Raw genomic sequence first — 15,016 nt, 5'->3', positions numbered from 1 at the left:
CGAGTCCATCATGACCCACCATTATCTTTTCGATTCATTTATTCTTAAATATTCTTTGTGAATATCGTCTATTACTAGGATTATCTCCGTATTTTTCGTATAATTCGCGGCAATTATGCAATGTGGACTATGTGGTCGAGAGAATGAGTCTAGCAGAACAAATCATGCCTGAGGATTATATATTTCCTCCAAAGCCAGCACCGTTAAATGATGAAGAAAAAGCGCAGTATAAAGCGCGTATCAAGTCATTGTTAAAAGAGAAAAACGCGGTCTTGGTTGCCCATTATTACACAGATCCTGTGATCCAAGCGCTTGCTGAGGAAACAGGTGGTTGTGTTGCAGATTCATTAGAAATGGCACGTTTTGGTGCTAAGCAAGAAGATGCAGATATTATTATCGTCGCCGGTGTTCGTTTCATGGGTGAAACGGCGAAAATATTAACGCCGGAGAAAACCGTTGTGATGCCAACATTGGCAGCAACTTGCTCATTGGATGTGGGTTGTCCAATAGACGAGTTTTCTAAGTTCTGTGATCAGCATCCTGAAAGAAAGGTTGTTGTATACGCGAACACGTCTACCGCGGTAAAAGCGCGCGCAGATTGGATTGTCACCTCTTCATGCGCTCTTGAAATCGTTGAGCATTTGGATTCTGAAGGGGAAACCATTATTTGGGGCCCTGATAAGCATTTAGGCTCTTACATTCAGAAGAAAACTGGTGCGGATATGATCATGTGGAACGGTGCTTGTATCGTTCATGATGAATTCAAGACGCAAGCGCTGAAAGACATGAAAGCGCTTCACCCAGATGCGGCCGTGTTAGTTCACCCTGAGTCGCCAGCTGAGATCGTTGACTTAGCTGATGCAGTGGGCTCGACGAGCCAGCTCATTAAAGCCGCGCAGGATATGGATAACCAGAAGTTTATTGTGGCGACCGATCGCGGTATCTTTTATAAGATGCAGCAGCTTTGTCCAGAGAAAGAGTTCTTCGAAGCGCCAACAGCCGGTGAAGGTGCAACATGTCGCAGCTGTGCACATTGCCCGTGGATGGCAATGAATGGCTTACAGGCGATTGAAGAAGCACTTATCAACCCCGAAGGCAAAGAAGTATTCGTTGATATGGAGTTACGTGAAGGTGCATTACGCTCACTTAATCGTATGCTCGATTTCTCAGCGAGTTTAAAGCGTTAATAACAAGTTTGCTTGTAATCTGTGCAGTTAACACAGATTACAAAAAAAATACTTGCTAAAAGGCGGGGGTTTTCATAGTATTACGCCCGCTTTCAGTGCGGAGAGGTGGCTGAGTGGCTGAAGGCGCACGACTGGAACTCGTGTATAGGTTAACCCCTATCGAGGGTTCGAATCCCTCCCTCTCCGCCATTTCTTTCTCTATAAAGTAAAAATAAACTCCTTTTCTTGTAGTTTTTCATAGTACTAATCTAGTGAATCATCTTATTTTGTATATTCAGTATTTTTCTGTGGTTCTGAATTTTATACAGCTTTTTAAGTTAGAAAAATCATTTTGATATTTATGTTCAAGATTTTTTGTACAAACTGACGTTAAAAGTATATATATTTCGTTTTTGCCATTGTGTAACTATACGTTTTAGTTAAAAACCTGACCTTTTGTCTACAATGGTTACTATTAAATCCATTGTTAGGATAGAATATCAGCCGTTCTTATATAGTTTTGAGCCAGGGTAGGTAGAATATGCGCAGTGAAGAATGCTTTTCTGGTACATACTTAGCGCCAATAAAACATATTGCATCGGGTGGGATGGGAGATGTATTTCTTGCTAATGACACTCGCTTAAATAGACAGGTTGCGGTAAAAAGAATTAAGTTAAGTCAGCAATCAGACGACCTCAAACTTAGAGAGCGGGCGCTTTACGAAGCGCGCTCAATGGCCAAAGCTAATCACCCAAATGTTGTTCAATTATACGATATTATTGAAGTCGGTTCAGATCTGTTGCTTATTCTGGAGTATGTACCTGGTCAAACATTAGCTAAGTATATGAAGCAAAAGCTACTCACTGTAGCTGATAAGTTCGCGTTGTTGGAAAAGGTAGCCAATGGCCTTTGCTATATTCATCAGCAAGGACTAATTCACTGTGATATTAAAGCGAGCAATATTCTCATTTCCAATACCTCTGAGGTGAAACTGTCTGACTTTGGCATCGCAAACTCGATACAGAGCCACAAATCAGATCAGCCTTTAGGTGCCAGTTACGGCAGTTTAAGTACGATGTCACCGGAGCAACTTGAAGGAATGTCTGTTGAACAGTCGACGGACGTATTTTCTTTTGGCGTGCTTTGCTTTGAGTTTCTCTTTGGGTGCCACCCTTTTGGCTCAGCGAAAGGCGCTGAACTGGCTGAGAGCATCAAACACGACGCGTTTATTGAACCCAGTAGTTTATCGCCAGATATCCCCGTTGAATTTATTCAATTACTACGCAATATGTTGTCTAAATCGCCTGAGTCACGCCCTTTAGCGAGAGAAGTGCTATCGGTGCTTGGCAGAACGTTGGCGTTACTAGAAGTAACCGGTGCGGACGATACGGCGTTATTGTCAGCTACACAAGAACTGAAGCATGAGCCCAGAGCGCTAATACGAGCAAAATATGTTTATAGTGGTTTTGTGTTGAGTGTGTTGTGCTTAATTGTTTATTTAGGGTGGTTTTCTTTAAAGCCAAAAGACGAGCTTCATTATGCCTTGGTGCTTGAGCCGAAAATAATGATTAGCGACCATCATGAGGGAGCTGGCGCTAATTTATTGCACGCCACAATTGATAGCGCAATTCGACAAGTCATTATAACTGCGACTAATGCGGAGTTGATTAATCACAGAGAATATAGTGATATTAAAGATGTAGCTGATTTAGCAAAGGCAACCGGCGCAACAGCGGTTTTTCTTCCTGAAGTTAGGTGTGAACATGCTCAGTGTAATGTTCGCCTTTCCTTACTCAGTGGAGATAGCCAATTAGTTTTGGGTGAGCTGAATACGCAAACGAGTAAAGATAATTACTTTGTTATTCATTCAATCTATGAGCGGTTTGCAACTAAATTACTTGGCCAGCCTCAGCAGGATACAAGGCAAAGCGTTATGTCTACAGAGACGGCCTTCTTTGAGGAATACCTAAGTGTTTATCATGACGTTAATATTAAAGGCGATCTGTCTCATTCCAACTTGTCTCGCGCATTGGAGTTGATTGAACAGGACCCTAATTATTTACCGCTGTATAGCCTTGCAAGAGATTTATTGCTGGAGCGCTATCATATTGATAGGGAACAACAGTTCATCGATAGGTTAACAGTGTTACTCGACACAGCACCAGGGCGTTACAAATCATCTAAGCCTTATTTGGTTGACAGGATTGTACTGGCAATTGAAAGTCAGCAGCAAGCACTTGCTGACGATTTATTTCGTCGTTTGTCTATCTATGGTGAGACGGCATTGAGTTATCAGCTAAAAGGTTATTATTTCTATAGGCGACATCAAATAGATAAAGCATTAGAGATGTATTTGAAGTCTGTGTTACTCAAACCTGATTTAAACAGTAAATATAATTTGGCCGTCATGTATCTTAATAATGGTCAAGTTATTGAATCTACATCATTATTACATGAGGTTGTTCAGACATTCCCTGATTTTACGCGGGCACATCGGCTTATTGCAGATATTAATATGTTTGACGGGCACTGGCAGGTCGCCGCCGCAGGTTACCTAGCAGTGTTAGAAAATAGTAAAAGCCCGGAGGATTATAACAACCTTTCTCTTGCATATTTGTACTCTGGGCAAATTGAATTAGCATTGTCTGCTGCAAAGGAAGCGACCGTGCTAAGTCCTGAGAACCTTGCGATGAGGCTTAACTATGCGGATTTGTTATTGCTGGGTGAGCAAAATGAGCTAGCTGTCGAACAATACAATCAGGTAGCCAATGGTGTGCGCGAAGATATGTCTGTCAATGAGTTAATTGCAGCAGGGCAGGCCATGGCGCATCTAGAACGTTACAGCGATGCTCTACACTATTTATACAAGGTAATAAAGCTAACCACAGACAAAATAGAATATGCTTATGGAGCAACGGTGATTTTTACACTCACAGGTGATCATCACTCTGCGCTGCTCCACTATAACGAGACGATTAACGGCGGCTATTCATCTAATTGGTTTAACTTGCCTTGGTTTAAGCCATTATGTAAATACCCGCAGTTTAAATCATCACATGAGGGATTGTGCTTATCTAGGCGGAATTGGGCGACCAATGATAAGTATCGGGTCAATGAATAGGCTAGTAGCATCAGCCTTTATGTTGTTGTTGTTGTTGTTGTTGGAACTTTGCTCTCTTCTCGATAGCAGGATATCAAATTTTAATTCTGTCTTTTCTTCTATCGGCAGGTCTTTCGGCACTATGATGGTTAACTTAAGTACACTTTTTTTTGGTTCCGTTGATTTATTATTAAAAATATCTGTACTTAAGATTTCTACATTTTTTAGCTGTTTAATATTAGCTCCACGTATGGAGTAGTTTTGTACTGTATGAGCATCAAGCTTGTATAAAAAATCAATGGAAAGTCCGTATTGAGATTGGTCTTCACTCAATTCAACATCAAATGGAGTCTTGGCATAGTTTATTTCTTGCTCTTTTTCAGATGTTGGCGTATCGAACTTGATATCTTTTTGTTGTGTATTGAGATCAAACGTCGCGCTGAAGTCAAAAATTGAACCCGAATGCGGGATTTCATCGCTATTTTGCAGCTCTAGGTTGAGCTCGTTTATCACATCGTTCATTTGTAATGTCCTTTATATTTATTTAAGTCGAGCCATATGCAAGTATTTACTTGCCCTTTGGGCAACTATGAGAATAGAAGAATATTCTATTACATGCTATTACACGACCTCGCTTGCCTTAGTTGCCATGCAAACCGTGCATTCGAATTGTCCATCAGAATAGTGTGTATCAAGGCATCAAGGACAAAGCTGTACGGGAAGTTTTTAGGGTGAGTAATTTACTTGGTGACATTGCTGTTCCTTACTTTCTGACCAATACTTAAGCTTAGTGATCTAGTACACCTTCACTTAAATAACCATGAAGGTATATAACTGAACAGATAGAGCAGGCAAACGATGCAAGAAGAACTATTAAATTCGGTTATAAAAATAACGAAAACACGTGATATCGATTCATTGGAATATAGCTTGTTGTCGACAATACAGGAGTTTATAAATTGTCAGCGTATTTCAGTGTTCAAAACGATTCAAGGGCATGGACCATGTACCGTGGAGCGTAGCCTTGCGCTCATGGTGCATGATGTCGGCGAGTATGAGTGGTTAGATAGAGTGATTTTAGACAATCCTCACGCAGAACTGAGTTCTTGTTTGCAGTCAGCATGTAGTATCACCATGCAAGACGCTGCGGGGGCAGAGCGGCGTTGGTTACCCATCGTCATTCATGATAAGCCTGTTGGCGCAATAGAAGTGCAGTGTCAGGGCTTGGATAGTGCACAGCAAGTAATGCTGAATGCGTTTATTCGTATTTATGAAAACTACCTGACTATATTACGTGAGAATGAACGAGATAAGCTTACTGGGCTTTTAAATCGCCAAACTTTTGATAAAAAGCTCAAGCAACTACTTGAAAAGCAAATGTTAGAGCAAAACCGTGCCATTCGAGATGGATCTGACTTGCGGACTCTACACCAAGGGGCAACGTCTTGGCTTGCTATGCTAGACATTGACCACTTTAAAAGTGTTAACGATACATACGGCCATGTTTGTGGCGACGAGGTACTGTTGATATTGGCGCAGCGTATGCAGGATTTCTTTCGAAGCACAGATTTGTTGTTTCGATTTGGTGGTGAAGAATTTGTCATTGTATTTGAACCCGCAGATTATGAATCGATTAAGCAACGTATGAATTCGTTTTTAGAGCTTGTGAGACAAACATCTTTTCCTTTTATCAAAAAGTTAACAGTGAGCGTTGGTCTTGCGCGGATCAGCCCGTATGACTTCCCCATTAATGTGTTAGAAAATGCGGATAAAGCCTTGTATTTTGCCAAAGAGCATGGGCGAGATCAGGTCGGATTTTATGAGGATTTGATTTCTCGCAAGCAAATAAAGGATCACATAGAAAGCAGTGATATAGACTTGTTTTAGCAATTGGTCAGCTACTGACGAGTATTGAAACTAAGGCTTCTAAACGAGTCTGGGCACTTTTTTCTGTCATACCCTGTGTATTTCTCTTAAACTGTTCAATCTAATTGATTTTCAGCTAATTTCACATGTTGCATATAATTCAATCTAATCGAATGGAAGCATTGCAAGCGCAGTTTAATACTGTAATGCAAACAGCCCCCTTAAGTGACCCATTTGTACAAGAAACCGTTCTTGTTCAGTCGCCAGGTATGTCACAGTGGTTGAAAAATGGACTCAGTAAACACATTGGTGTTGCAGCTCAGGTCGACTTCCCGTTGCCGCTGAGCTTTATTTGGCGTTTGTATCAACAGTTTTTGCCAGATGTCCCAGCAGAGTCCCCTTATAATAAAGGCAATATGGCTTGGAAGTTATACAGTTTGCTGCCATCCAAGCTCGACCATGCTTTGTATATGCCATTGGCAAATTACTTATATGCTGATAATCCTGAAACAGCAGAGCAGGGAGATTTAGATGGCTTAAAGCTATTTACCTTATGCGAGAAAATTGCGGATGTGTACGATCAATATCTGATGTACCGACCAGATTGGTTGGCCTATTGGGAGTCTGGGACAGATGCGCTACCTGATGTTGATGTCGCCATTGCGCCTTGGCAGCCTGACTTATGGCGCACTTTGGTCGAGTACACAAATCAATTAGAGCAAAGTCCTTATAATCGTGCCAATATGCATGAACAGTTATTGGCTGCTCTAGAAAATGCCCACAGTCATCAATTACCTGAGCGTATTTCAATTTTTGGCTTATCTGCGATGCCCACAAGTCAACTAGAAGTGTTTCAAGCGCTGGCCAGTAAAACCGAAGTACTGCTGTTTTTTTTCAATCCAAGTGAGCATTATTGGGGTGACTTGGTAGATGAAAAAACACAGGCAAAAATCCAAGCCAAATATGCAAAGCGCCCGGAAATTGAGGCAAATCTTGATGAGGAAAACGATTACTTTAATGTTGGGAATCCATTGCTGTCCTCTTGGGGTAAACTGGGCAGAGATTATCTAGAGCAGTTATTGCAATTAGATGCTCGTTGGTTGGATGGCTTTGTGGAAGACTTTAATGATTCCTTGTTGTCAAAAATTCAAAGTGAGATCTACCAGCTGGCATTTAAAGGTGAATCTTTACAAGCTGATCCCAATTGGTTTGTGAGCGAAGAAGGGAAACTGCAAGTTCAACAAGGTGACGATAGTATTTTCTTACAAGATTGCCACACTGCTTTGAGAGAAGTTGAGTGTTTGCATGACCATTTACTTAATTTATTTAATCGAAATCCAGATTTAACACCTAAAGATATCATTGTCATGATGCCTGATGTAGGTGCGTATAGCCCTTATATTGAAGCGGTATTTGGCAGTGCACAAGGCAAACGGTATATGCCATATGCCCTCGCAGATATGGCTATTGAGCAAGAAAAGCCTGTTTTATCATCATTTGTGATTTTGGTTAACTTACCCTTTAGCCGCTTTGGTGTAACAGATATTTTAGATTTATTAGCTGTTGAGTCTATATCTAGTCGCTTTGAATTAGAAACGACGGAATTTGAGCAGATAAAATACTGGCTAGACCAAGTTGTTATTAAGTGGGGTTTAGATGCACAGAACAAGTCTGAGCATGGGTTACCAGAAATCTCTCTCAACACATGGCTACATGGTTTAAATCGATTATTACTTGGCGTTGCCTCAGAAAATGAAGAAGGGGCGTTTAACGGCATATACCCTGCAGACTTGGTTGAAGGCATGGCGATCCATATTTTAAGTAAATTAATTGCTTTTATTGAGGCGCTTACCGATGCTAAGACACAACTACTGCAAACCACAAATTTAAGCGAAAAAGCCATGTTGCTGCGTGCGCTTTTAGCCCGTTTCTATCACCAAGATGCGGAACAAAGCTGGGATTTAATGCAACTAAACAAAGTGATCGAGGGCATTGAAAAGCACTATGAAAGCGGAGATATGCGCGAGCCTATAGATCCTAGAGTGCTGGCGTATCTGGTTAAACAGGGTATACAAGAAAAAGGCGTGGGGCAGCGCTTTCTATCTGGAGCCGTGAATTTTTGTACCCTGATGCCGATGCGTGCGGTACCTTTTAAAGTGGTGTGTTTGCTTGGCATGAATGATGCGGATTATCCTCGTCAGGTTCAGCCAATTGGCTTTGATTTAGTGCCAGCCTCATCAAGAAGAAAAGGTGACCGATCTCGAAAACTAGATGATAGATATCTATTTTTAGAGGCGTTACTTAGTGCTAGAAGCCACTTCTATGTCAGTTATATTGGCCGTTCATGTTTTAATAACGAAGTACAAGTGCCATCCGTGTTAGTGAGCGAGTTGTTTGAATATATTGATCGCAGTTTTTGTTTTGCAGGCTGCGATACGCAGGTTAGTACGCAGCTTAAAAGTCAGGCACCATTGCAACCATTTAACGCACAACACTATCAGCAAGGCCCTCTACAAAGTTATAACCCCAATTGGTTATTTAACGGATCAGAACAGCCATTAGTTCAGCCTGCGCCTTTATTCGTTGAATTGCCAGGTGAGCTAGAATTAACGCAGTTTTTACGCGCGTGTACGGCGCCGCAAAGCTACTTTTATCAAAACTGTTTAGGGGTGAAAATTAATCCTGCACTTGAGTATCAGGATGATACAGAACCATTTTCTTTAGATCCTCTGACACGTTATCAATATTTACTAGAAATACTGGATACCCGTGTAAATGATACCACTCTCAGCACAGAACAAATGTTGCAAAGGGGTCATTTGCCGCAAGCGTATGTCGGAGAGATACAGTTAGAACTATTAGAGCAACGTGTGTTACCTATGGTGGGTGTGTTGAAGCCCAAGCTTATTAACGCACAGTCACCGCGTGAGGTCAGTATAGAGCTTAACGGGATGAAGATAGTGGGTTGGCTTGATAAAATCTTTGCGAATGAGCAGATCTTTTACCGCCCCGCGAGCATTAAGGCCAAAGATAAAATTCGGGCGTTCATTTATCACCTATTGGCCAATATTACTGTCTCAGCGACCAGCACATCAATTATTGGACTAGATGAGCAGGTGACGTTTGATGCGCTTGAGAAATCAGATGCAATGCAGTTATTGCAAGGCTGGGTCGATTTCTATCAGCAATTGATCTCGCAGCCTGTGGCATTTTTCCCAGCCTCAAGTTATGCATTTGCGAGCACGGATGACATTGGTAAAGCGAATTTAAAGTTTGCTGGTGGCCAGTATATTGGCGTTGGCGAGTCTGAAGATCCTTATGTGGCACTCAACTTCAAAAATTTAGAGTCCTGCATGGAAGAGTTTATGTTGCTCAGCAAATCATTACTAGGGCCAATCATTGCGTTAGAAAAGGAGCAGTCTCATGGAGATGCTTAATCCAATCACCATGCCACTGTATGGCCATAATTTGATTGAGGCGAGTGCCGGGACGGGTAAAACATACACAATTACGGCACTTTATCTTCGATACTTATTGGGCTTGGTAGAGCATCAAGAGTCGGCATGTTTAAGTGTTGAGCAGATCCTGGTGGTGACTTTCACCGAGGCTGCCACGCAAGAAATAAAAGACCGCGTGAGAGCTAGGATCATAGATGCTCGAGATGTTTTACTCGGTGCTGAGTGTGCAGATCCGCTTATACCAACGCTATTGGCGCAAGTTAAGGATAAGCAGGCGGCGTTTAAATTGCTAGATGCGGCGGCAAAGTCCATGGATGAAGCTGCTATTTTCACTATTCATGGATTTTGTCAGCGAATGCTTAAACAGCACGCCTTTGAGTCAAAGTTGAGCTTTAATCTCGAGTTTATTCTCGATGAAACTGAGCTTTTAAAAATGGCGGTAGAGGACCACTGGCGCAAATTTTTATACACATTGGACAAAGATCAAACCGCATTGGTATTGGAGCATTTTGCACATCCACAAAGCTTGATGAAGAAGCTGATACCACTGCTAAGCAAATCGGGTGCAAAACTGACACCTCAGGTGAAATTAGATGATGTGTTAGCTGCAAGAGCGCAATATCAGACGAGGGCTGCCGAATTTAAACAGGCGCTCCGAGAAAGTGAGTTTATCACTTGCCTAAACGAGTCAGCTCTGGCAAAAAATAAGGCGCCTGGGCGTGCTGCTAACATAAATGCTCTGGGTGATTATGTTGCATCAGACGCTTGGTATTTTGAGTTCGGTACAAGCAAGCACTCCTTTAATTTGTGGGGGAGCGCGCAACTTGGAGATGCTAAAAATTATAAGAAAAATGCCCAGTTGATAACCCATCACATGATTTCGCAATTTGACGAAATGGCGAAATTACACCATCAAGTTAAAAACTTACTACCAATAGCACTGCTGCAAGACGCTTTGAAGCAAGTAAAAGCGCTGTTAGTACAGCATAAGCAAATACAGAGCACGATTTCTCCAGATGACTTATTGAGTAATTTATACGAAGCGTTGCAAGGAGATGCTGGTGAGGTTTTAGCAAATAAAATCGTACAGCAATTTCCCGTTGCATTAATTGATGAATTTCAGGATACCGACCCCATTCAATACGGTATCTTTAGCACCGTATACGCGGGCGACGCTAATAGTGCTTTGACTATGATTGGCGACCCTAAACAGGCTATTTATGGGTTTCGCGGCGCGGATATTTTCACCTACATCGCCGCCAAACAGGCTGTGGATGAAACCAGACACTTTACTTTGGCTAAAAACTATCGCTCGGCTAAATCTGTGGTGGATAGCGTCAACGCGATTTTTACCCAGCACGAACGCAGCTTTATCTTTAATGAGGATATTCCATTTTACGCAGTTGACGCGCAGGGTAAGTCTGAGCAGCAGTCGTTCAGTAATGATACAGAACAGGTTTTAAACTTTTGCGTATTTGATAGCGGAGATGGCGTTACCAGTAAAGCACAGGCGCATCAGGCATTGGCGCAAGCTTTTTCAGCTAAAATTGCAACCTTGCTCTCCCAAGCACAATTGGGCCAAGTGAGTATAGGAGGAGAAGCGATAAAAGCGGCTGATATTTGTGTTTTGGTCCGAGACAGAAACGAAGCCTCAGTGATGAAGCAAGCACTGCATGCGTGTGGTGTGAGTGCCGTGTATTTAGCTAGAGATAGCGTATATGGGCAACCCGTTGCCAGTGCGTTAAATCAATTGTTGCATGTGCTTCATGGCGCTTATGATGAGGCGGCGCTGCGTGGGGTATTAGTCAGCCCTTTATTCGCGTTAAATTATGAGCAAGTCTACAGCCTCTCTCAAAATGAGCAGCAATGGCAGAGCTATTTAGACTTTTTTGCTGAACTGAAGCGAGTTTGGTATCAAAGTGGTGCGATGGCGATGTTAGAGAAGCTGATGGTGCACAACCAACTTGCCAGTGTTTGGCGGGCAAATGGTTATGAAGTAGAGCGTTGGTTGACCGACTATCGTCATCTCGCCGAATTATTGCAACACAAACAAATTGAGTTAGAAGGGACGCAACGTGTTTTGAGGTGGTTGAGCATTCAATGCAGCGAAGCCACGTTAGATGGCGCTCAGTTACGTTTAGAAAGTGATGCTAATTTGGTTAAAATTGTCACTATGCATGCGTCAAAAGGGTTGGAGTACCCAATTGTATATATGCCATTTGCACTGGGTTATCGTGATCCGAGTGAAATTATCTATCATCAAGATAAACATTTAATCATTGACCTTGATGCAGATGATCATGGCGTACAAGCAGCCTCAAAAGAGCGTTTAGCGGAAGACATTCGATTATTATATGTGGCACTGACACGTGCTGTACACTATTGCGAGTTGGGCTTGTTTAACATTGCATTGGGCCGCAGTAAAAAGCTGGGTATTGGCCAAACAGCGCTGGGCTTTGCGCTATTTGGTGATACTGAGTTTAAAGAAGCGCAGCAGTGGCATCAAGCACTTGAACAGCTATGTCTGCAGCACTCTGGTATGTCTATGGAGATATTTGAAACGCCTCCAACTGCCTACTTTGGTGAGCCGCAAGCTCAAGTCCCTGTTGCGTTAGGGGTAAAGGATCAAAACGCCGCAATAGAAATCAATTGGCGGACAACCAGCTTCAGCCAATTAAGTTATCATGCGCATCATGATGATAGACCCGCAGGGGCTTTAGATGAGCATCATGAATTAGATTTACCTCGTATGGCACAAACCCCAACTAAAACGCCATATAGCTTTGTAAAAGGTGCAAAAGCGGGAAGTTGTTTGCATGAAATCTATGAACAGATTGACTTTACTTCACCTCATACACCAGTCGCTGGTGATAAATTACCAGTGGGCGAGGTGGTTGAAGCCTGCTTAGATAAATATCAGATTGATGAGCAGTGGCGAGACTGCGTGACTGAGTGGGTAGTGCAAAGTTTGGCGTGTCCACTTAACGCGGTTGGTGATTTGTCGTTAAGTCGTTTAGCACCTGAACATTGCTTGGTAGAAATGGAGTTTCACCTGCCATTAAGTGCGCTTAGAGCAAGCCAACTAAATAAGGTATTAACAGATATAACGGGTCAGCCAAGTTTTTTACAATTTGACCAAGTGCAGGGCATGTTAAAAGGATTTATAGACCTTATTTTTCGCTGGCAAGGTAAATACTACGTGTTAGATTATAAATCCAATTACTTAGGTGATGAGTTGAGTGATTACAGTGATGATAACTTAATGTCTGCGATGTCATCTCATCAATATCATCTACAGTATCTTATCTATAGTGTCGCTTTGCATCGACTGTTGAAATATCGACTTGCTGATTATACGGTTGGGACGCATCTGGGTGGTGTGTATTACTTATTTTTAAGGGCGTTACCGCAGGGCGGTGGTGTATTTTTCAAAGCACTCACTGAGCAAGAGTTACTTACCTTAGATGCGCTTTTTGATCCGGAGGCATCATAATGTCGCAATTTTCTTTAGATTTTACGCAAGATAGTTTTGATGACGCCTTATTTATTGAGGTATTGATTGAGCAACGCAAAGTACGAAGTGTTGATATTGCTCTCGCAAAACTGCTCTGTGACTCTCAATTTTGTGATGTATTTTATCTTATATTGTTAGTGCTTAAAGCTGAGCAAAACCAACATAGCTGTTTATTGTTGGATACTATTGACTGGTTTAATCCGTTTGAACTAAATATCGAGCAATTGACTCACTCTATAGAGCTGACGCCATTTGTGGATAAAGACAAGGCATTGCAAGCGCTTTCTTGCCACCAAGCAGTTGGGCATGATAAGCCCATTGTACTATTTAAAAATCAACTGTATTTAGCACGTCTAGCTAATTATGAAGCATATTTGGCCGAGCGCTTCATAAGCATGTCTCAGCGTGAGATCAATTTGGACCTAGGTCAGTTGCAAGCATTGTTGAATGTCTATTTTCCAGTGCAAGATGACAATGTCATTGATTGGCAAAAAGTAGCGTGTGCCATAGCGGCTGCAAGTGCATTTTGTGTTATCACAGGAGGGCCAGGTACGGGCAAAACAACGACGGTTACAAAATTACTCGCTATTTTACAGTCTCTTTATGTCAAAGCACCGCTCAACATTAAGCTGGTGGCACCAACGGGCAAAGCAGCTGCGAGACTCAGTGAGTCAATCATCGGTGCCAAAGGTAGGTTAGCGTTAGCGCCGGAGCTTGCCGATCTGATCCCTGAGGACGCACAAACAATACATAGATTATTAGGCGTTATTCCACATAGTAATAAGTATAAACACCATGATAAAAATCCGCTTCACGTTGATTTATTAATCGTTGATGAGGCTTCGATGGTAGACTTGTCACTTATGAGCAAGTTGGTGGCCGCGTTGCCTGAAGGCGCACGGCTATATTTATTGGGAGATAAAGATCAGCTCGCGTCCGTTGATACCGGCTGTATTCTGAATGATTTATGTGCTGATCTAAAATTGGGGCAACATCCAAAGTATTCTTCGCAGCGGGCTCAATTGCTCAATGACGTGTGCTTTGGTGGTGTTAAAAAGCTATCAGGGGCTGCAAGTCAATTTCAGTTGCAAGATATGATGGCGTTTTTGCAACAAAGCCATCGCTTTAAAAGTGACAGTGGTATCGGCCAATTAGCCTCAGCGGTTAACAATAATGACCCAAACCATTTGGACTGGGTAATACATCAAGGGTTTTCTGAATTAAGCCTCTATGGGCTATCAAATGAGTCATATGTCAATATGATAGAGCGTGCTGCCAATGCTTATAGCGAGTATTTAAGAGCGATTCAAGCAGGAGAAAGTGCACGGAAAATACATAAGCTATTTTCAGATTATCAATTACTTGCCGCTGTACGTGAAGGCCCGTACGGCGTGAATGAGTTAAACAAACGTATCGAGCATAAACTGGCTCAGCAAAATTTGATTAGGCCGTACACACGATATTACGTAGGTATGCCGTTGATGATCACACAAAACGACTATCAACTGAAACTTTTTAATGGTGATATTGGGATAGTGTTACCTGATGAGAATGGCCAACTATTCGCTACCTTCATTGATGAGCAAGGGCACTTAAGGTCTATCAATCCTGCGCGCTTACCAAGTTACGAGCTGGTGTATGTGATGACAATTCACAAATCTCAAGGATCTGAATTCGCTCATACAGCAATGATTTTGCCTCCAATACAAAGAGCAAGACAAGGAGTTAATAGGCAATTGGTGTATACAGGCATTACCCGAGCTAAAAACCATTTAGAGCTAATATGTCAGCCTCAAGTACTGAGGCTAGCAATGGAAAAAACAGTTGGACGAAGTTCGGGGTTACGCGAAAGGTTACTAAAAAATTAAAAAAATGTTTTTTATTTGTTTCTTTTGAATGTTGAGCTATGGTT

General features: G+C 42.1%; 7 protein-coding genes and 1 tRNA gene. 7 read left to right on the top strand and 1 reads right to left on the bottom strand.

The features are described 5' to 3' along the window. The first annotated feature begins 143 nt into the window (after window positions 1-143). The 3 genes from nadA to L1077_RS25365 all read left to right on the top strand — a co-directional run bounded on the left by nadA (window position 144) and on the right by L1077_RS25365 (window position 4,287). The gene (nadA, locus tag L1077_RS25375) at window positions 144-1,187 is read left to right on the top strand and encodes a quinolinate synthase NadA (protein WP_039607806.1); all 1,044 of its coding nucleotides are present in this window, start codon (window positions 144-146) and stop codon (window positions 1,185-1,187) included. A gap of 99 nt (window positions 1,188-1,286) precedes the next feature. After that, window positions 1,287-1,376, top strand: a tRNA-Ser gene (locus L1077_RS25370). 331 nt (window positions 1,377-1,707) lie between these two features. Further along, complete coding sequence (locus L1077_RS25365; protein ID WP_237139574.1) at window positions 1,708-4,287, top strand: serine/threonine-protein kinase; 2,580 nt, start codon at window positions 1,708-1,710, stop codon at window positions 4,285-4,287. Here L1077_RS25365 and L1077_RS25360 read toward each other — a convergent pair. Next, window positions 4,237-4,788 (bottom strand): hypothetical protein, encoded by a 552-nt coding sequence (locus tag L1077_RS25360; RefSeq protein ID WP_237139573.1) that lies wholly within the window; start codon window positions 4,786-4,788, stop codon window positions 4,237-4,239. The genes L1077_RS25365 and L1077_RS25360 overlap by 51 nt on opposite strands. A 336-nt stretch (window positions 4,789-5,124) precedes the next feature. Here L1077_RS25360 and L1077_RS25355 point away from each other — a divergent pair, with 336 nt between their 5' ends. The 4 genes from L1077_RS25355 (at window position 5,125) to recD (ending at window position 14,972) form a co-directional block, all read left to right on the top strand. Continuing rightward, the gene (locus tag L1077_RS25355) at window positions 5,125-6,153 is read left to right on the top strand and encodes a GGDEF domain-containing protein (RefSeq protein ID WP_237139572.1); all 1,029 of its coding nucleotides are present in this window, start codon (window positions 5,125-5,127) and stop codon (window positions 6,151-6,153) included. Window positions 6,154-6,278: 125 nt separating this feature from the next. Then, entirely contained in the window at window positions 6,279-9,569 is a 3,291-nt protein-coding gene (gene recC / locus L1077_RS25350) for an exodeoxyribonuclease V subunit gamma (RefSeq protein ID WP_237139571.1), read from the top strand. Beyond that, window positions 9,556-13,083, top strand: coding sequence for an exodeoxyribonuclease V subunit beta (gene recB / locus L1077_RS25345; protein ID WP_237139570.1), 3,528 nt, complete (start codon window positions 9,556-9,558; stop codon window positions 13,081-13,083). The genes recC and recB overlap by 14 nt, the downstream gene beginning before the upstream one ends. Beyond that, window positions 13,083-14,972 carry an exodeoxyribonuclease V subunit alpha gene (gene recD / locus L1077_RS25340; protein ID WP_237139569.1) on the top strand — a complete coding sequence of 630 codons (1,890 nt, stop codon included), beginning with the start codon at window positions 13,083-13,085 and terminating at the stop codon, window positions 14,970-14,972. The genes recB and recD overlap by 1 nt, the downstream gene beginning before the upstream one ends. Window positions 14,973-15,016: the final 44 nt, after the last annotated feature.

Source organism: Pseudoalteromonas luteoviolacea (assembly GCF_021654285.1).
GTDB classification, from domain to species: domain Bacteria; phylum Pseudomonadota; class Gammaproteobacteria; order Enterobacterales; family Alteromonadaceae; genus Pseudoalteromonas; species Pseudoalteromonas luteoviolacea_J.
Note: the sequence above shows the minus strand (reverse complement) of the source record. Positions and strands in the feature narration are given on the sequence as shown.